Source organism: Paenibacillus sp. J22TS3, assembly GCF_018403205.1.
In the GTDB taxonomy this organism is placed as follows: Bacteria; Bacillota; Bacilli; order Paenibacillales; family Paenibacillaceae; genus Fontibacillus; species Fontibacillus tuaregi.
Genome location: NZ_BOSF01000003.1, coordinates 279,368 through 298,658 on the forward strand (window position 1 = coordinate 279,368; position 19,291 = coordinate 298,658).

The window sequence follows — 19,291 nt, forward strand, 5'->3', positions numbered from 1 at the left end:
AAATATAAAGAAACCCGCTGCCGCGGATTAATCCTTCTGAACCTGCACCGATACCGCCAGCTTGGCCCTGTATTCCTGGGGAGTAATTCCTTCTATCTCCTTAAATACCCGGGTAAACTGCTTGGTGCTTTCAAACCCTACAATTCGGCTGATTTCAGTCAGCTTCAACGAAGAATTGTTCATTTTATCCTTGGCGTGGCGGATCCGTACCTTTTTTAAATAATTCACAAAGCTTTCCCCTGCGGCAGCCTTGAAGGCCTCACTGAAGTAGGAGTAATTGAGCGATACGTAGTTGCTCACCATCGCCATGTTCAGCATACGGTGATAGTTTTCCTCAATATAGGCAAAGGCCTTCCTCATATCGGCCTGGCCCGAGTGCACAGAACTGATCTGCCTGATATAGTCATTCAAGCAGATCAGGAGATGCTCCAATGTACGGTAATACGCGTGAAAATGACGGAAGTTGTACAAGCTTCCCACCCGGCGGTACATTTTCAGCAGCTCTATGGAAGCCTCTCCGTATATGCGGAACACTTCATCCAGCACCCGTTCATTAATTTCGCGGCTCACCCTTTCTAAATAAGAAATGCTGATCTGGGGCAGCTGGCTTATCTTAAAAATGGACTGGAGATGGTCCTTAATCTCCTCTTCCGGCTTCCAGCCAAGGAGATTCCCCAGCTTGCGGATGTCCTCTGCCGGTATCGGCTCCTCCTGCCGGTTCCGTTCCTGAATGGATTCATACCGGACACAGTTCCCGTGAGACAGGGTAAACACATACTTTTGTGCAATCCGCGCCTCCTCATAACACCGATAAATATCCGGCAATGTGTGCCCCTCACTGCTAATTCCCATGACGACACCGCCGAGACCTTTTGCTTCAGCCTGCTCGGCTGCTGTCTGAAAGGCTTGGGGCTGGGAGGTAATCCACACCATCCTCCCTTGGGCGTCAAGCACGCCCGCTTCATAATCCGCCCCTGCCTCCTTTACCAGCTTGTCGCCAAGAAGCCGAAGTTCATCCCGTTTCATCCACCCTTCATCCTTACGAATATACGTTAGTACGACCACTTGAAACGGAAGCTTATAATCCGGGAACCCGATCTGCTGTCCAATGGCCGTCAGCTCAGGGGCAGACAACTCCCCGCCGCCTAACAGGAGTTGCAGCCGACTGGACCTCAGCTCGCGCCGGAACTCCTCGGACTCAGCGAGCTGCTGCTTGATCCGGATTCGGCTCTGGCTTTCCTCCTCAATTCGCTCCAGCACGGCATACAGCTCTTCACGACGGATCGGCTTGAGAAGGTACTCTACAACCTGATACCGGATAGCCGTCTTGGCATATTCAAATTCATCATAACCGCTGAGAATCACAAGAGTTGGCCTTTCCCCAGCCTCCTCCTTGCTCAGCTGTTCCATCAGTTGAAATCCATCCATTCCAGGCATCCGAATGTCGGTCAGGATGATATGGGCAGGCTGCTGCCTGTGCATATCCAAGGCTTCCTGTCCGTGAACAGCCGTCCGAATCTCATACTTTCCCGGATACTGCCGTTCAATCATCACCTGAAGGCCCTGCCTGATATTCTTCTCATCATCCACGATCAATAATTGTTTCCGCATGATGAATGCCACCTCCTGTAAGCAGCCGTTTCGGGATGCTCAAATTAACGGTTGTGTACCTTCCCTCTTCACTCTCCACACGCAGTCCGAACTCAGGACCATAGAACAGCCTGAGCCGCTGATGAACATTAAGCAGCCCGATCCCCCCAACTCCGGCCTTCAGCTCCGTAGAGGAGATAGAGGCTGAGGATGCAAAGCCTGACCGCTCATGCCCGGCTTCCTCGCAGCGTTGATTTAATAAGGCAAGCCTGTCTTCGGGTATTCCCTTTCCGTTATCGGTGATAGAGATCTGTACCCTTCCACCGCCGCTTTCTTCGGCGCGAATGGTAATCCTATGATCAGATGATCCATCCTGCTCCCCCCAGGCATGCTTAACCGAATTCTCGACAATGGGCTGAAGGGATACCTTCAGCACTTCCAGCTCCATATATTCGTCCGGGATTTCAAGCTGGAGCTTAACCGGCTCCTCAAAGCGGATATTCATGACCTCAATGTAGTTCTGAATATGCCTTATCTCATCTTTTAGTTTCACATATTCTCCAGACCACTTGAAATTGTAGCGCATCATTCCTCCCAGCGAGGTCAGAGCATCGGAAATCTTATACTGATTCTCCATCTCAGCCAGCATCTTAATGTTCTCCAGCGTGTTGTAGAGGAAATGGGAATCAATCTGGTTATGCAGGGTGCGCAGCTCCGCTTCTTTGGACAGGGCCTGCTTGCGGACTGACTGGGCAATCAGCTCATTAATCGTCCTCATCAATTTATTGAAATGATGGGCAAGCTCACCTACCTCGCCACCTCCACGGATTTCAATTCCCGTGTTCAGCTCGCCTTTGCGCACCTTCTTCATCGTTTCTGTCAGCCTCTTCAGGTTCTTCAGGATGAACGCATTGAGAATATAAGCGATCAGCGTGACCAGGACAATAAAGCCGACATTCGCGCCAATGATCATATTACGGATCGTGGAGATGTCGCGGAGCACACCCTCAAGCGATACTACATTCAGCAGATACCCATCGATCTGCTCCAGCTTTCTATACGTAAGCAGATAAGACTTTCCATTCTCCCTGTATTCCTGATTCCACTTATTGGTGTCCCGGAGCATGCGGACCCGGCTCTGAATGGCCCCAGTTAGACCAGGACTGGTCTTGCCGAGCCGGTTATTTTTATTGGTGAACAGCTCCAAATCTGAGTCAATCAAATACATTTGGGATTCGTTGTCCTGTCTGCCCGAGAACGTCTTTGAAGTAAAGTGGGTCAGAAGCATATCCACCTGGATCAAACCCGCGTGATGGCCTGCGGGAATATTCATTTCCCTAAGCAGAGACACTTTGGGTGTTGTGTCCGGCGCCCGGGGAGAGAACCGCTGCATAATGTCCGGATCGCTATGCTGGAAAACCCACAGCTCCTGATCTCCCAGGCCGGCAGCCTTAGGGAACCAGGGCTCCTTCCTCACCCGGTCCTCCCTGAAAATAATCGGCCAAATCTCATACACCTGCCTGCTGCTGGAGAACAGTCTAAGGTGCTCGATATTGGGGTTATTGACCTGAATACGGGTTAAGTTGGCAAAAGCGCTCTCATTAAACTCTATGAGTTCCTGGGTGTTCGGGTCGGTATCACTCGTCAGGTAATTGATCACATCCCTATCTGAAATGGCCAGCTGGGCTGCTCTCTCCAGCACTTCCACCTGGTTAGAGATATGGAGCTGCTCCATTTCCAGCAGGTTCTCGCTCTTCTTAAGCGTATCTCCGATATAAGTTTCATTAATCGCACGAAAAGAATATACCGACACAATCAGTCCCGGTATAAGAACGATCAATATCGAAGCGGCGATCAGCCGGGTCTGCAGAGACCTGCGATCCCACCAATACTTGATCCCATGCAGAAGCCTTCCAAATTCCCCTCTCATGCTGACTCTCCATTTCTCTCCCGAATAACTCAAATACCCGCTGCAATGGCGGGTATTTGAAGAGTCCTTTAATTTATGAACTCTTTTAGCTTTTTCATATTCTCTTCATATTTGGCCTGTTTGTAGGCCTGAACCTTATCCATGCCATACTCTGCACGCTTCGCTAGATAGTCAGCCCAGATCTGGTCAAATTCCGCATCGGAACCCGCCATAAGCAGCTTGGGCAGAGTCTTGCCGCGAAGCAGTCCAATCTTGTTATTGATAATCCCTTCGGTAGAGTTCCCAAGCGGATCAAGCAGTTCGAACTGCGACCCGCTGACGATCTTGCCCTTTGTCCAATCTTCCAGCTGTTTGAACGGCTCAACTTGGGCAGGATTCCACTTTGTGGTGATATTAGTATTCATAAGCATCCAGAATGTAAAGGAAGCGCCATATTTCTTGTCAAAGGAAGAGCGGTCCTTGTTCAGGAGCTCCAAGGCTTCCGGTTTGAATTGATCTTTGCCGTCAATTGTATCATACGTCACACCCTTCTCACCCAGGAACAGGTCCTTGTTGCCCTCCTCACTGTTCAGGTAGCTGAGGAAGCGGATGGCGCGGGCTTTGTCCTTAACATCTTTGGAGATCAGAGTCACGGTCCATCCGGAAATTCCAGGTCCATCCAGCTTCGGCGCATCCAGGTTGGCATTAGCAGGACCATCAATGGCGATATAGGTCGCTTCCGGATTGGCAGCGTACAGCGTGTTCAATTGGGCTGTAAAGTCTGAACGCTGATATAACATGGCAAAATACCGGCCTTGGGCAATCTTCTCCTCCATCTGCGGACGCTTGTCGATAAAGATATCTTTGGAAAGCAAGCCCAACTCATTCGCCTTGCGGAAGGTCTTGAGCCAGCGAACATACTCCGGATCGGTTTCCCTGTCATACAGCTTGCCGTCCTTCTCTTTCGGGATAGCCAGGAAATTCTGGATATAAGCCTCAAGCGAATAATTACCTTTCTCTGTGAATTCATGCAGTCCAAGTGGAATCAGCGCCTGCCCATTCACATCCGGAAATTTCTCCTTGGCCGCTTGCAGGGCCTTAAGGAATCCCTCTGGGGTCCGCATATCTGGTTTGCCCAGTGCCTCGTACATATCCTTGCGCACAGCAAACACCTGATTGCCTATATAGGTGTTCCCGTATTGCTTGTAATCTTCAGGAGAAGAGGAGGCATTTGGATATCCATAGACTTTGCCATCTTTGGTCGTATACCAGGCCAGTTTGGCCGGATCGGACACCTTGAAGAAATAAGGGTCATACTCCTTGGCCAGCTCATTCAGCGGCAGAACGAGCTTGCCGTCAATCATTCTCTGGAAGGCATCCTCAGTGTTGCCAAGTGTGATGAAGTCAGGCAGCTTGCCAGAGGCAATCATGGTGTTCAGCTTCTCATTCTCATTGCCGGCGGGAACGATGAAATTAATGTTCACACCGGTCTTTTTCGTAATATATTGCGAAGTGGGATCTACCCCCCATTTGTTCGGGAACCAGGAGAAATTAAGATACCAGTCAAAAGTAATTGGCGACGTATCGGCCTTCCAGCCCGGATCATTCTCGGTCAACTTGACCGCAGACTTGCCGCTGTCCGTAGTCTCCCCGGCTTTCTTACTGTCCCCGGAGGAACATGCCGCCATAGAGAACATCATCATGATGGCCACAAGCAGGATCAGCATGGATTTAGGCGAATGCTTCTTGCTCATCTTTCTACCCCTTTTCAAATACAAATTTTAGGTTATCGCAACTCTCACCGGTCGATAGCGGCCAGAGGAATTACCTGGTTATGATGGCGATTCATATGCTGTACAGACGCACCCTACCCTTTTATAGAACCGATCATCATTCCTTTAACAAAATACTTCTGCAGGAACGGATAGACAAACACAATCGGCAGTGTCGTCACCACCATGGTAGCCAGCTTGATCGATTGGGAGGTCACACTCTTGGTCAACCCACCCTGCACCGCGTTCATCATCTGATTCGAACTGGACTGGGCCACGACCCGGTACAGATACGTCTGGATGGGTTGAAGATCTGTATTGTTCACATAGATCATCCCGGTAAAATAATCGTTCCATTGATACACGCCATGAAAAAGCGCAATCGTGGCAATTACCGGCATAGATACCGGAAGCACCACCTTCAGAAAGATCGTCCAGTCGTTCGCCCCGTCGATCCTTGCGGCCTCTTCAAGGCCCTCGGGAATCTCCCGGAAGAACGTCATGAAGATGATTAAGTCGAAGAAGCTGAATAAAGCCGGAACAATGTATACCAGAAAGCTGTCCAGCAGCTCCAGGTCCCGGATCAGCAGGAACGTGGGAATCAGTCCACCGCTGAAGAACATCGTAAAGGTGCCGAGCAAAATATAGATTCTGCCGCCGATCAGTCCCCTGCGTGAGAATGCATAGGCTACCATAGCCGTAAACAGGACATGGGCCACGGTCCCGAGCAGCGTCTTCGCTACCGTTACACCCATGGCGGTCATGATGCCGGGACTTGCGAAGACGGCTTTGAAATTCTCAAAGCTGATCATTCTCGGCCACCAGTAAATTCCGCCCCGCATGGCGTCAGCCCCGTTGTTGAACGAATTGACCAGCACGTACCAGATCGGATACAGAGTCACAAAGCAGATCAGCAGCATTCCGGTAATGTTAACCGCGTCGAAAAAGGCCTCGCCCTTCGTTTTGCGTTTAAGCGTAAGCATTCAACTAAGCCCCTTTCCTAAAATAGCGAAGTATTGTTCATCTTTTTGGTGATCCGGTTGGCAGCCAGCAGCAGAATCAGGGCAATGATCGACTTGATCAGGTTGATCGCGGTTGAATACGAATGTCGTCCGGATATAATCCCGGTCTGGTAGACATAGATATCAATCACATTGCTTGCGCTGTCATTCAGTGAGTTGCGAAGCACCAGAATTTGGTCAAAATTAGAATTGAGCACCCCGCTCACAGCAAGAATGAACAAAATGCTGATGGTCGATTTAATGGCCGGAAGCGTGACGTACCACATTTTCTGAAATCGTCCCGCACCATCAATCGTGGCGGCCTCATACATCTCCGGGGAGATGCTCGAAATCGCAGCCAGATAGATAATGGCTGACCAGCCAAGCTCCTTCCAAAGGTCCGATCCGATGACGATAGTCCAGAAATAGCCGGGCTCCGCCAGATAGGATACCGGCTTGTCTATGAGATGCAGAGCCATAAGAATATGGTTGATGATCCCCACATCCGCAAGCCAGGTTGCCAGAATCCCGCCAAGCACTACCCATGACAGAAAGTGTGGGAGATACGAGATCGTCTGGACGAATCTCTTGAACTTCACCGACCTGATCTCGTTCAGGAACAGCGCAAAAATAATAGGCAGCGGGAAGCCGATCAGCAGCTTGAAGAAGCTGATGCCCAGCGTGTTCTTAATGACATTGCCCAGGCTCTCGTCTTCAAAAAATTCTTTGAAATGATCAAATCCAACCCATGGCGCATCAAGCATGCTTTGTCCAATGATGTATTCCTTGAAAGCAATGATGATCCCGTACATCGGAACATAATTGAAAATGATCATCCACGCCACCCCAAGCAAAGCCATCACCTGCAAATGCCGCTGTGAATACAGCCTTTGAAGCAGGCTTCGTTTGACCGCTGGCGAGAAGGGGCGCTGCTGCCCTGGGGATAATTCAGCCGTTACTTTCTCCTCCATGTTTGTCTCCTCCAGATGTTCTCTTATGTAAGCCTTTACATTTATATCCTAATTGTACTTCCCCCACTTAGGCCGCATAAGGCATCAAATTTCGTATTGGGGTACTCATTTTTCGGGTAACTTAAAGTTATATAAGTTGAATTATGAATTTACAGGTAAGGCAGCCTGAACTTAAGAACTAACAATAGGTAAGTTGTGAAAATGATTCTGGAGAAGCGAAGCGTTCGCCTTTGTGACCGGACTTCTACCTTATAAATTGAATTCAAGAAATCTGGGAACAACAGCGATCGGAAGAACATTTCACACAATAGAAGAGGAGGCGGGAAATATGAAGATTATAATTACTCAACAGGAAGCTGTGGAGAAGGGCGTATGGACCGAGGTCGCCAAAATGTTCGGGGTGCGGGAGGAGGATGAGACTTGGCCGAACGAACAATACATACTTACTGAGGAGCAGGCAAGACAGCTCGGGTTCATCAGTTAGACACAGCTTCTTTACCTCTACCTTGACTTGATGCGTTATATGCATGTTAAAACTTAATAAAAGCAAACAGAGAAAATAGCCCATTGGTTCAGAGTGAACTTGATGGGCTTCTTCCCGTTTTTAAGTTCCCCCGTAATCCCGGCCTTACGGCCTTCGTCTCCTCTCTTGACCCTGCCAAACACTTTAGCCTTTCAATTGAGGAGAGAACATATATATAACGAACTTTCCAGACTTAATTGGGGTACCTGTATGGTAAACTATGGAACAAATTCACTTTTGGGTTAGTTGGCTTCTTGTGTATGACAACTTAGCCCGGAGTCACGGGGGTTACATTTATGGATTCATTTCACATCACGCCGGCCAGCTTGACCGATGCTCAAGCAATCACGGATTTGATCATCCTTTGCGATATCGATGAATACGGCGCACCGGACATCGTGCTGGAGGATACGCTGGATATTTTGCAGGGGCTGGACCTGGATAAGGATACATGGATTGTGCGCGCTCAAGACGGCGCAGTCATCGGTTTTGCATTCTGCGAGAAGCAGTCGGAAGGCAGGCTGATGGCTTACGGTTATGTTCATCCGGAGTATAAAGGCCGGGGAATCGGTACGGAACTGCTCGAATGCCTGGAGAGAAGGAGCGGGGAGCTGTCACGGTCGGCAGAACGGGAAGATACGGTATGGCGGTTGTCGAATGTCATTCCTGCCTTAAATGAGCAGGCCCTTTCTCTGCTGCTGAGCCGTGGGTACGAATTCGTACGGCTGTACAGCCGCATGAATATCCAGTTCACCTCTGCACCACCCGAGCCCGCTGTGGTTGAGGGAATCTCAATCTCCCCCTTCCGCCCGGGAATCGATGAGCATCAAGTCTTCAAGGCTTACAGAGATGCCTTCAGGGACCACCGTCTTTATAGTGAGACTACCGAGGAAGCTTGGCTGATGGAAAGAAGTGGTGAACACTATGACCGGAGCCTGTGGTTCACCGCACGTGAAGGAGACGAAGTGGCTGGATTTCTGATCAGCAAAAACTTTGGCGATCACGTCTTCGTTGACCTGCTTGGAGTCAGACGCGCCTACAGAAAGAGAGGAATCGCCCTGGCCCTGCTGCAGCATGCATTTCAGGAAGCCTACCGCCAGGGCATTACTCAAGTGCTGCTCAGCGTGGACGCGGAAAGCCCTACCGGTGCGCATAGACTGTATAAGCAGGCAGGTATGGAGGCCCTCTTCCAAATGGCGATGTATGACAAGGTCATTTAACCAGAAAGATACATTGGCCTCTATTAGTTATGGCATAAAAGGCTGCGGTTCTCCGCAGCCACAGCCTCATCTCGCTCATTCTCCTACTTGAATACTGCCTACGTCGGCGATAGAATCTTTGATATAGAGAACTGCTTGATCCCTATTCTCCAGTATTATGCATGTCCGGTATGATAAATGTCATAGCCACCCCTTCTTCTCACTCCCCTTTCCTCCACTTCCCTTATCCCAGCAGTCTTTTCAAGGGTCTGTTTCCTCTGAAAACTTACACTCGCTGTAAAGTTCATCTCATTTAGTCATCAAGTTCATCTAAATAAAGTTTTGTTTCACATTTATGGAAATAATAAAATAAATTAAGTCTATTTAAACCCGGAGCAAACTCAGGCCGCTCGTTATATCTTGCCGATTAACTCTTTAACGCGGTCAACTATTAAAGAAAGGTGGTTTTTATTAATGGCTCAAATCGATTACAACAATACGTCCGTTCTGGCAGAAGCCCAACAATATGTGAATGAGGTCTACGAGACTGTCACCAAGCGCAATCCTGGTGAGGAGGAATTCCACCAAGCTGTTAAGGAAATCCTAGACTCCCTGGCACCTGTATTCGCTAAACATCCAAAATATCGTCAGCACAGCATTTTGGAGAGAATTGTAGAGCCTGAGAGATTGATCTCTTTCCGCGTACCTTGGGTTGATGACCAAGGCCGTGTGCAGGTTAACCGCGGTTTCCGTGTTCAGTTCAACAGCGCAATTGGACCTTACAAAGGCGGTCTTCGCTTCCACCCATCCGTGAATGCGAGTATCATTAAGTTTCTCGGCTTCGAGCAAATCTTCAAGAACTCTCTGACAGGACAGCCAATCGGGGGAGGCAAGGGCGGATCAGACTTCGACCCTAAAGGCAAATCTGATAACGAAATCATGAAATTCACCCAAAGCTTCATGACCGAGCTGTTCAAATACATTGGACCAGATGAGGACGTTCCAGCCGGGGACATCGGCGTTGGTGCGCGGGAGATCGGTTATATGTTCGGACAGTATAAACGTCTTCGCGGCGGCAATGAAGCCGGTGTACTTACCGGCAAGGGGCTGACCTACGGCGGAAGTTTGACCCGGACTGAAGCAACTGGCTATGGCCTGGTATATTTCACTCAGGAGATGCTAGCCTCCAAAGGGGAAACGTTCGAAGGAAAGACCGTTGTCGTCTCTGGATCGGGCAATGTATCGATCTACGCCATCCAAAAAGCACAGGAGCTCGGAGCTAAGGTCGTTGCGGCGAGTGACTCGAACGGTTATATCTATGACCGGAATGGCATTAATCTGGCCACCCTCCAAAGACTTAAAGAGGTAGAGCGCAAACGGATTAAAGAATACGTTAATGAGCATCCGGGAGCGGAGTACTATGAAGGCTGCAGCGGCATCTGGACGATCCCATGTGATATTGCCCTACCTTGTGCAACGCAGAACGAAATTGATGAGCAGGCAGCCAGAACCTTGGCAGCCAACGGCGTTAAGTATGTCGCAGAAGGCGCCAACATGCCTTCCACACTGGAAGCTATTGAAGTGTATCTGAACGAAGGCATTTACTTTGGGCCGGCCAAAGCAGCGAATGCGGGCGGCGTAGCCGTCTCCGCGCTGGAGATGGCTCAGAACAGCGCAAGACTTGCCTGGTCCTTCGAAGAAGTGGACGCTAAGCTTCATGTGATTATGAAGAACATCTATGATAACAGCGTAAAAGCTGCCGAAGAATACGGTCATCCGGGCAACCTCGTTGTCGGCTCGAATATCGCCGGCTTCCTGAAAGTCGCGGATACCATGATCGCCCATGGCGTAGTCTAATCCAGACCCGCTTCAAGCCATCACAACAAAGGCTGTTCCCTTGGCATAGAGCCATGAAGGGAACAGCCTTTTTGTTAGCTTAAATCTCTCACCATATTAACACAGGATTCCTTACCGTCAGGACTCCACTACCGGTTCGGGATCGAACCGGTGTCCGAACACACTGGAGAACGGTTTCAGGAAATCATAAAACAGCTTCTCGGTTGGAGGAAGCTCACGGTTTGCTGGTACAATCACACCCACCTCACGGGTAACGCTCGGTTCACGCAGTGGCAGCGCGACAATCGACGGCGGAAGGCTTTCGCTCAGCGCAATTTCCGGCAGCAGCGTGATGCCCAGACCTGCGGACACCAAGCCCTTAATGGCATCCAGATCGTCTCCTTCAAAAGTCACCTTCGGCTCGAAGCCAATCTGCTTGCATGAGCTCACCACAATATCCCTCAGGACAAATCCCTCCGGGAACAAGACGAACGAGTCCCCCGACAGCTCGCTTAGATGAAGGGAGGAGCGGCCCGACAGTGGATGGCCTGAAGGCAGCAGAGCCACAATGTTCTCCTGGAACAGCGTCTCACTGCGGATCTGCCCTTCGCTCGTAGGCACCGGACCCATTAAAGCAAGGTTCAGATCGCCTTTGCTGACAGAATCGATAAGCTCGCGGTAAGACCCGTGCTTAAGCTGGAAGTTCACGCTTGGATAGCGGTCACGGAAGGCCGATACTACCGTCGGAATCATCTGAGCAGCAAGACTGCTTGGGAAGCCGATGCATACCGTCCCCCGCTCCGGGTCGAGATATTCCTCAATCTCCTGCTTCGCCTTCTCGATCACCTTGGTCAGCTGCTCCATGTGCCCAAGGAACATCCGCCCGACCGGCGTCAGCTTCACCCGCCGTCCTTCATGGATGAACAGATCAACACCCAGCTCCGCCTCCAACTTGAAGATCTGCCGGCTCACCGCCGACTGCGACACGTGCAGGGCATAAGAAGCTTCCGTCACATGCTCCAGCTTGGCCGCTTCCATAAAGTATTGGATTTGTCTCAGTTCCATCTGTCCACCCCTTCTATTCGAAATCCTTCCATTCTATGTAATATATATAATTTCCATTATAGCGTTAACCCTAGGTTCAGGCTACACTACAGCAGAAAAAAAACACACAGGGAGAGAAAATCCACCCTGCGTGTTAGGTTATCCTGGACGCATGAACAGAGCCATAATTGTTTAAAGAAAGTAAAGTATTGGACTGAAAAATAAAGTATTAGACTGGCAAACGCCCCATTAAGCTAACCAAGCAGCCGATAAGTGGAATGGGTTGCTTGATTTCCATTGAAGCTGAACCAACGGCTCTGGTAAAATATATTTATGTTAACTCCCATAATAGCCACCAAATTTTATATCCCTGCGCCTCGGCCGAAAGCGGTTCTACGCCAACGGTTAACCGAAAGGCTGAACAAGGGTTTGTACCGAAAATTAACCCTTATTTCTGCACCGGCGGGCTATGGCAAAACGACTTTAGTTAGTGAATGGCTCGCCGACTGCGGGCGGCCGGCCGCATGGCTTTCGCTCGAACAAGGGGACAATGAACTTACGCACTTTTTAACCTGTATGATCTCCTCTCTTCAGACCATAGAGGAGAATATAGGGGAAGGCGTGCTTTCTGTGCTTCAATCACCTCAACCACCACCGACCGAGTCGATTCTGACAGCTCTTCTTAATGAACTCGCGGCCATTCCGGCTCCTTTTATCCTCGTCCTTGACGACTACCATGCGGCAAGTTCGAAAGGGGTCAACGAAGCCGTAACCTTTCTGCTTGACCACCTTCCCAAGCAGATGCACCTTATGATCATGACCCGTGAAGACCCTAGTATTTCCCTGCCGCGGCTGCGGGTTCGGGACCAATTAACAGAGTTGCGCGTTGCCGACATGAGATTCACACTTACCGAAGCCGAAGCTTTTTTTAACCGTGCGATGGATCTTAACCTGTCCATGGATAACATAGCCGGGTTCCAATCACGTACCGAAGGCTGGGTTGCGGGTCTGCACTTGGCTGCGATCTCCATACAGGAAGATCATGACGCCGAGCGGCTCCTTCGGTCTTTCACGGGCAACCACCATTTCGTGCTGGATTACCTGGCAGAAGAAATTCTGCATCGGCAACCCGAGGCCGTACAGGCTTTTTTACTGCGGACATCGCTCCTCGATCGACTGTGCGGACCGCTATGCGATAACCTGATGCTCAATCCCGAGGTTTCCGGAGAAGAGATATTAATCGATCTTGATCGTAAGAATTTGTTCATCATTCCCTTGGATAAGGAACGACGTTGGTATCGTTATCACCATTTGTTCGCGGATATCCTTCGCAGACGGTTACAGGAAAGTCACGACGGGAGCCATATCGCGGATTTGCATAAACGAGCGAGCTTATGGTATGAAAACAACGGTTTCGAGATCGAAGCGTTTCGTCATGCCGTAGAATCGCGGGACATAGAGCGCAGCTCACGCCTGCTTCAAGGCGATGGGATGCCTCTACATTTACGAGGGGCCACTGGAATTTCGCTCAACTGGCTGGAGTCGCTGCCTGCCTCGGAACTGGATGCCAGACCCGCGTTATGGGTGATCTATGGTTCAGCTCTACTGATTGCAGGTAAGCCGTCGGGGGTCGAACACAAGCTGCGAGCGGCAGAGGCGGCCTTGGAAGGCGTGGAACAAGACGTCAGCGTCAGGGATCTGATCGGATTAATCGCGGCGACTCGCGCCACATTGACATCCTTAGTTTTGACTGATGATCAGGATGGTACCGAACGAAAACTTCAGGCAGCCGAAGCGGCCATGCAAGTCACGGGGCTCGAAGACAAGACCGATGAACTTGTCGGGTTGATTGCGCCTGCAAGCGATGCTGGGATAAGAGGAACACACGGAATAGACAATGTTATTGCCCAATCACGCCGTGCGCTCGCGTATCTGCGACCGGATAACCTCCCTGTTCGGACGGCGTCCGCTTGGATGCTGGGCGTCGCCTGCCAGCGGCGGGGAGATTATGCCGGGGCATGTGAAGCCTATAACGAAGTCATATCGAATAGCCAAAAGATAGGTCATCAACTGATGGCTGTAATGGCCATTATTGGAATCGGTCAAATAAGGGAAGCGGAAGATCGGCCCGATCTGGCGGCAGAGCGTTACCGAGAGGCTCTGCGGCTTGCCGGCGATCTGCCGCACCCGGCTCTTCAAGAAGCTCAAATGGGTCTGGAGCGCGTGCATCGGGTCCTCGAAGACGGAATGAAAGGCAAACGGATCGAGCCGCTCAGCCAACGCGAAATCGAAGTGCTCAAGCTTATAGCGAAGGGACTCTCCAATCGTGAAATCGGCGAAGAGCTTTTCTTGGCATTAGATACGGTGAAAGGTCACAATCGAAGGATTTTCGAGAAACTTCAAGTGCAAAGACGCACGGAAGCGATCGCCCGCGCCCGCGAGCTAAACTTGTTAATAAACACTCCTAAACCACACTAAAGTGTCTACAGCCCCAATCCTCTTGGAGCTATACTGCTTATAAAATTAGCCAAGAGGAGATAAAGCATGAACAAGAAGGCAAGAGTGGCAGGGGCATTGTTTTTGGTGTCGACGGTTGCATACCTGATTGGAAGCGGAATGATGGAGCCTATTTTACATCGGACGGATTTACTCGCCAGTATGTATCCCGATCGAACAAACGTGTTTGCGGGATTGTTCTTGGAGTTGATCAATGCCATAGCGGTTGTGGGGATTGCCATGCTTCTGTACCCTATTTTAAAAAAGCAGAATGAAGCGTTTGCGTTGGGGTACTTCGGTTCCCGGGTCATGGAGTCTGCGTTGCTTATCATGAGTTTAATCGGTCCGCTTGTCCTCATCGCGATAAGCAAATCATCCATTTCCACAGGAACTTCCGGTGATTCATACTTGCAAACGATAGGAAATTTAGTGGTGGAAGCTCATTTCATGCTATTCAAAATGGCTATGATCGTGCTGAGCGTAGGCAGCTTGTTGTTTTGTTATATCCTCTATCGATCGAGATGGGTTCCTCGATTGTTGTCCGTCATCGGTTTTATCGGGTATACGGGATTGTTGGCGAGCAGTTGTCTGTCGATCGCCGGCCTAGATTTAGGAACCGTTTTCTATATTCCAGGAGCGATATTTGAAATCGTTTTACCAGTTTGGCTCATGGTTAAGGGATTTAATCTGCGCACGGAGGAAACCTGATTTTTAAAGCTTCACCAATCGTAAACCTGGCCTCTACTCCGCTATCGGAGAACTATACTTGAACGCACCATGGAGCAGTTGCTGTCGGCAGCTGCTCTATTTTTATTGCGCTAACGGGCAGTTTACTGCAATAGTGCCCTTGGGGATGTAACGGAGACAGCTGTCCAACAATCAGCTGCCTTTTTCGTGTTAATGAAAATTGGCCACAAAAAAATCTTGCGTTCGAGTTTACTCGAGGGGATATACTGGGAGCATGAATAACTCACTAACTATTCGGCAAGTCGCCGCCCTTACAGGTCTTAGTGTCCATACGCTTCGTTATTATGAGCAAATAGGCCTCCTAACTTCCATTGATCGTAATGAACATGGACATCGTTGCTTTACTTCTGAAGACGTAACTTGGATCGAGTTTATTAATCGTCTTAAAGCTACTGGAATGACATTAACCAATATGCTCGAAATTGCGGAACTAAAAAGGAAAGGAGACACAACTCTCACTGCAAGAAGAATTCTTCTAGAAGAACATTACTCAGAAGTTCAAAAAGCCCTCATGGAACTTGAGACTAATCTTCATTTACTAGCAGAAAAAATTACTACTTACAAGGATTTGGAGAACAGACACGCATTTAAACAAAAGTTAAATGAACAACCAACAGACCGTTCAGCTGAATAATACCCTGACGGAATATGAAAAAGCTAACTTCTATTTAGCATTTGGGGTTGGCTTTACACTAAAACACAGTATACACATCTGTATAATATGATATTTTAACAATCGAAAGGATGACAATCAATTGCAAAGGAACAAGTCTTTATTCATCTTTTTTATCGCCCTTGGCGTATTTGGCATTGCCAATACGGAGCTTGGCGTAGTAGGGATTTTACCTCAAATTTCTGAGTGCTTCCAAGTCAGTGCTTCTCAAGCAGGTTTGCTCGTTAGCATGTTTGCTTTGATCATAGCCATTTCTGGTCCGTTTATGACTCTTTTATTTTCCGGTATTAACCGAAAAAAGATTCTATGCGGAGTACTTGCTGTTTTCGCCATTTCTAATCTGATTTCCGCCTTTGCCCCAACCTTTACTGCCTTATTACTGTCCAGACTTCTGCCTGCATTTCTTCATCCCGTTTATTTTTCTGTTGCATTTGTAGCAGCCGCCAGCTCGGTTCCAAAAGAACAAAGTACCAACGCAGTGGCCAAAGTTTTTATGGGGTTAACGGTCGGGATGGTAATAGGCATTCCGGTCACTTCGTATATGGGGGATCTGTTTTCACTTGAAGCCGCTTTTCTATTTTCTTCCGGAATAAATACGCTAGCCCTGTTCGGAATTGCTGTGTTCGTTCCATCGTTACCCGTACAAAGTAAATTGACCTATGGGCGACAATTACGTATATTGGCAAAGCCGCAGCTATGGCTTAACATTACTACGGCTTGCTTCATTCTGGCGGCTTTATATTCTGTCTATTCCTATTTTGCAGAGTATCTCAAGACGGTGACAGGAATGAACGGTGAAACCGTCAGTTTTATGCTCGTTCTTTTTGGCATCAGCGGCATAATTGGGAATCTGAAAACGGCAAAATATTTAAGTAAGAACATGGTCAAAACCACTGTGCTTTATCCCATTGTGCTTATCGGTATGTATTTGCTGATATTTTGTCTTGGACGTTACTCTGTTCCGATGATTGCCATCGTACTGGTATGGGGAGCCGTCTTTAGCGGCGGTCTCATTATAAGTCAAACATGGTTAACCTCGGAGGCCCGTGAAGCACCAGAGTTTGCTAACAGCTTATTTGTCTCCTTCGGAAATCTGGGTATCACACTCGGCACCGCCCTAGGCGGATGGTTTCTATCCCATATGGGAGTACATAACACTACGTGGAGCGGAATATTGTTTCTGCTGATTGCATTGTTGTGTATTGGATTGAAACTTAAGCTGTTTGATCTGAAAGAGGACAAAAATTTAAGCGTAGAGAAATCTCCAAATGTTCAATGATACGGTCAGGGATTTCGTTGAGTTAACGGGAAACGTTAGTTGAATGATAACAGCGGCAGTCTAAGACTTTATTTATCAGGTCTTGGACTGCCGCTGTTTCATTTTTTAAGTCAGTCTATATTGATTTTTCGAAGGCTAGGCATTCAAATCCATAAGAAATCACGTAATATCAAGGTCGCCAGTCTATGACTTTATTTTCTTCGAACACGCAGCCTTCCACATTTTCCCTGTCTTACATCGAAAAGCGGGCCAGCCCAGTCTGCAGCTCATCGGCGAGCGCTGACAGCGACTTGGCAGATTTGGCGACCTCCTCCATCGTCGACAGCTGCTGTTCGCTTGCCGCGCTCGTTTCCTGAATGGCCGCCGCACCCTGCTGCGTAATGCCGCTCACGCGGTGAATGGCTCCGCTAATTTGGCGGGATGCCGCGGCAGCCTCGCCAACCGACCGCTCGACCTCGCCCACCTTGCGGACCAGTTCGCCCATCGTCTGCCGAATATGAGTGAAGGCTGCTGCGGCCTGTCCACTTCGTTCCACCCCGCTTCTTACGTACTCCGTCCCGCGCTCCATGGCATCGGATGCCCGGTTGGTCTCAGATTGAATAACCGCAATGATCTCTGCGATCTGGTTGGAAGACTCTGCGGCGGATTCGGCGAGCTTCCTGATTTCACCGGCAACGACGGCAAAGCCTCTTCCCTGCTCACCCGCCCTTGCCGCTTCAATAGAGGCGTTCAACGAGAGAAGACTCGTCTGCCCGGCAATATCGTTGATGGCGGCTACTATGCTGCCGATCTCGCCGGAATGACTGCTTAACGTATGGATCGCTCCATGCGTTTCCCGCACACTGGTCTCGATATCACTTATGTCCGACCGAATTGCTTCCATCGCGCGAGCCCCCGTTTCGGTGGCGGCCGACGCAATCTCGGATAGCCGGCTCATTTCGAGTCCGTTCTCCCGAACCGATTCCATCGTATCGGCAAGATGAGTACTGGAATTATTGGTATCGGTGATCAGGCTGACCTGCTCGTCAAAGCCTGCCGCCATTTCCGACGTAGCCGAGGCGATGTGCTCGGCCGAGTGGGCCGTCTGCTCCGATGAAGCCGTAAGCTCCTGCGAGGAAGCCGAAATTGTGAGCGCAGATTCGTTCACCTGCCCAACAAGTGACTGAAGCTCCTCCATCATCGTATTGAACGATGTGCTGACGCGTCCGATTTCATCCTTCGATTCATAATCTCCCCAGGCCGACAAATCGCCTTTTTCCGCCCTTGCCATCGCGTCTTTGAGGCTTGCGAGCGGATTGACGATCAGTCTGGCAATCCAGAAACCGGATAGGAGCAGCAGCAGCAAGCCCGCTGAAATAATCATAGCGTTCTGGATGTTGGCCTGCGCCGCAAGCCGTCTGCTATCGTTCCTCGAAGCTTCCGCATCAAGCGTCAAGTCTGCCGATAGTTGAATCAAATGCCGGTTGGCTTCTTCCACGGCACCGGTCACAATTCGTTGGAACAGTGCGAGCGCTTCGGCTTGTTTCTGCTGCTGCACCAGGCTGTTGATTTGTTTGTAACCTTCCTCGTATGTCTGGCTTATGTTGTTATACTGCCGGAGATTTTCCCGCTCCTTTTCCGTAAAAAATCCGCTCACCCTCTTCAACTTTTGCTCGGTAGCCTCAACTTTATCAACACGATCGGCAATATTGTTCGCCAGTTCGTCCCTTCGCTTCGGGTCGGTATTCACCATGCTTTCAAGAACATAAACTTCAAGCGCTCGGTTATGGGTGCGGAGATCGCTCGCTCCGGCGATGGATATCAGATTTTTGTCATAAATATCGGCTGCCTGCTGTGCGAGCCGCTGACCGTTCACAAACCCGGTACCTCCGATTGCCGCCATCAGCACAAAAGCTGCCGCAATAAGCAAACCGATTTTCTTTCTGACGTCGAGATTTCTCATGTCGATCCCCCTGATAGTAGTAACTTGTATATGGAACAAGTATACAGGATGAATCGTCGAAAAACATCGATTTATGTCGAATATTGTCGTCAAAATATTTATTTGGTCTCCTTGTATTAAATCTGTCGCGATTCTGACGAAGTATTGTATCCCCCTGGAACTTTTTGCAACACACTTCCTCGCCTCCTGCGTGCCATTCATACAAATCTTAACGGTTTCATTCAATCCGTTCTGGTGAGGGAAATGTTAGTTGAATGATAACAGCGGCAGTCTAAGACTTTATTTATCAGGTCTTGGACTGCCGCTGCA

General features: G+C 49.4%; 14 protein-coding genes. 7 read left to right on the plus strand and 7 right to left on the minus strand.

What is annotated here, in order from left to right:
* Positions 1-27: 27 nt before the first annotated feature.
* From KJS63_RS11035 to KJS63_RS11055, 5 genes are all read right to left on the minus strand, one after another.
* A complete protein-coding gene (locus KJS63_RS11035; RefSeq protein WP_213619187.1) occupies positions 28-1,611 on the minus strand; it encodes a response regulator in 1,584 nt (527 codons plus the stop codon).
* Positions 1,583-3,520, minus strand: a complete 1,938-nt coding sequence (locus KJS63_RS11040; RefSeq protein WP_213619188.1) for a cache domain-containing sensor histidine kinase — start codon at positions 3,518-3,520, stop codon at positions 1,583-1,585. The genes KJS63_RS11035 and KJS63_RS11040 overlap by 29 nt, the downstream gene beginning before the upstream one ends.
* Positions 3,521-3,588: 68 nt before the next feature.
* Complete coding sequence (locus tag KJS63_RS11045) at positions 3,589-5,253, minus strand: extracellular solute-binding protein (RefSeq protein ID WP_213619189.1); 1,665 nt, start codon at positions 5,251-5,253, stop codon at positions 3,589-3,591.
* Between the two features lie 113 nt (positions 5,254-5,366).
* Positions 5,367-6,254 carry a carbohydrate ABC transporter permease gene (locus KJS63_RS11050; protein ID WP_068620889.1) on the minus strand — a complete coding sequence of 296 codons (888 nt, stop codon included), beginning with the start codon at positions 6,252-6,254 and terminating at the stop codon, positions 5,367-5,369.
* Positions 6,255-6,271: 17 nt separating this feature from the next.
* Entirely contained in the window at positions 6,272-7,243 is a 972-nt protein-coding gene (locus KJS63_RS11055; RefSeq protein WP_068620891.1) for an ABC transporter permease, read from the minus strand.
* 328 nt (positions 7,244-7,571) lie between these two features.
* Here KJS63_RS11055 and KJS63_RS11060 point away from each other — a divergent pair, with 328 nt between their 5' ends.
* From KJS63_RS11060 to gdhA, 3 genes are all read left to right on the plus strand, one after another.
* The gene (locus tag KJS63_RS11060) at positions 7,572-7,727 is read left to right on the plus strand and encodes a hypothetical protein (protein ID WP_213619190.1); all 156 of its coding nucleotides are present in this window, start codon (positions 7,572-7,574) and stop codon (positions 7,725-7,727) included.
* A gap of 335 nt (positions 7,728-8,062) precedes the next feature.
* Complete coding sequence (locus tag KJS63_RS11065; protein WP_213619191.1) at positions 8,063-8,986, plus strand: GNAT family N-acetyltransferase; 924 nt, start codon at positions 8,063-8,065, stop codon at positions 8,984-8,986.
* Positions 8,987-9,439: 453 nt separating this feature from the next.
* The gene (gene gdhA / locus KJS63_RS11070; RefSeq protein WP_213619192.1) at positions 9,440-10,822 is read left to right on the plus strand and encodes an NADP-specific glutamate dehydrogenase; all 1,383 of its coding nucleotides are present in this window, start codon (positions 9,440-9,442) and stop codon (positions 10,820-10,822) included.
* 117 nt (positions 10,823-10,939) lie between these two features.
* Here gdhA and gltC read toward each other — a convergent pair whose 3' ends face one another.
* Positions 10,940-11,866, minus strand: a complete 927-nt coding sequence (gltC, locus tag KJS63_RS11075; RefSeq protein ID WP_213619193.1) for a glutamate biosynthesis transcriptional regulator GltC — start codon at positions 11,864-11,866, stop codon at positions 10,940-10,942.
* A gap of 408 nt (positions 11,867-12,274) precedes the next feature.
* Here gltC and KJS63_RS11080 point away from each other — a divergent pair, with 408 nt between their 5' ends.
* The 4 genes from KJS63_RS11080 to KJS63_RS11095 all read left to right on the plus strand — a co-directional run bounded on the left by KJS63_RS11080 (position 12,275) and on the right by KJS63_RS11095 (position 17,040).
* Positions 12,275-14,323 carry a winged helix-turn-helix domain-containing protein gene (locus KJS63_RS11080; protein WP_213619194.1) on the plus strand — a complete coding sequence of 683 codons (2,049 nt, stop codon included), beginning with the start codon at positions 12,275-12,277 and terminating at the stop codon, positions 14,321-14,323.
* Positions 14,324-14,389: 66 nt separating this feature from the next.
* A complete protein-coding gene (locus tag KJS63_RS11085; RefSeq protein WP_213619195.1) occupies positions 14,390-15,049 on the plus strand; it encodes a DUF4386 domain-containing protein in 660 nt (219 codons plus the stop codon).
* 253 nt (positions 15,050-15,302) lie between these two features.
* Entirely contained in the window at positions 15,303-15,722 is a 420-nt protein-coding gene (locus tag KJS63_RS11090) for a MerR family transcriptional regulator (protein WP_213619196.1), read from the plus strand.
* A gap of 121 nt (positions 15,723-15,843) precedes the next feature.
* The gene (locus KJS63_RS11095; protein ID WP_213619197.1) at positions 15,844-17,040 is read left to right on the plus strand and encodes an MFS transporter; all 1,197 of its coding nucleotides are present in this window, start codon (positions 15,844-15,846) and stop codon (positions 17,038-17,040) included.
* A gap of 232 nt (positions 17,041-17,272) precedes the next feature.
* Here the strand turns inward: KJS63_RS11095 and KJS63_RS11100 are convergent, their stop codons facing one another.
* Positions 17,273-18,982 (minus strand): methyl-accepting chemotaxis protein, encoded by a 1,710-nt coding sequence (locus KJS63_RS11100; RefSeq protein ID WP_213619198.1) that lies wholly within the window; start codon positions 18,980-18,982, stop codon positions 17,273-17,275.
* Positions 18,983-19,291 lie beyond the last annotated feature (309 nt).

Bases quoted from the DNA above. Each gene is read 5' to 3' on its own strand.
- KJS63_RS11035 (WP_213619187.1), bottom strand. From the start codon at position 1,611: ATGCGGAAACAATTATTGATCGTGGATGATGAGAAGAATATCAGGCAG.
- KJS63_RS11040 (WP_213619188.1), bottom strand. From the start codon at position 3,520: ATGAGAGGGGAATTTGGAAGGCTTCTGCATGGGATCAAGTATTGGTGG.
- KJS63_RS11045 (WP_213619189.1), bottom strand. From the start codon at position 5,253: ATGAGCAAGAAGCATTCGCCTAAATCCATGCTGATCCTGCTTGTGGCC.
- KJS63_RS11050 (WP_068620889.1), bottom strand. From the start codon at position 6,254: ATGCTTACGCTTAAACGCAAAACGAAGGGCGAGGCCTTTTTCGACGCG.
- KJS63_RS11055 (WP_068620891.1), bottom strand. From the start codon at position 7,243: ATGGAGGAGAAAGTAACGGCTGAATTATCCCCAGGGCAGCAGCGCCCC.
- KJS63_RS11060 (WP_213619190.1), top strand. From the start codon at position 7,572: ATGAAGATTATAATTACTCAACAGGAAGCTGTGGAGAAGGGCGTATGG.
- KJS63_RS11065 (WP_213619191.1), top strand. From the start codon at position 8,063: ATGGATTCATTTCACATCACGCCGGCCAGCTTGACCGATGCTCAAGCA.
- gdhA (WP_213619192.1), top strand. From the start codon at position 9,440: ATGGCTCAAATCGATTACAACAATACGTCCGTTCTGGCAGAAGCCCAA.
- gltC (WP_213619193.1), bottom strand. From the start codon at position 11,866: ATGGAACTGAGACAAATCCAATACTTTATGGAAGCGGCCAAGCTGGAG.
- KJS63_RS11085 (WP_213619195.1), top strand. From the start codon at position 14,390: ATGAACAAGAAGGCAAGAGTGGCAGGGGCATTGTTTTTGGTGTCGACG.
- KJS63_RS11090 (WP_213619196.1), top strand. From the start codon at position 15,303: ATGAATAACTCACTAACTATTCGGCAAGTCGCCGCCCTTACAGGTCTT.
- KJS63_RS11100 (WP_213619198.1), bottom strand. From the start codon at position 18,982: ATGAGAAATCTCGACGTCAGAAAGAAAATCGGTTTGCTTATTGCGGCA.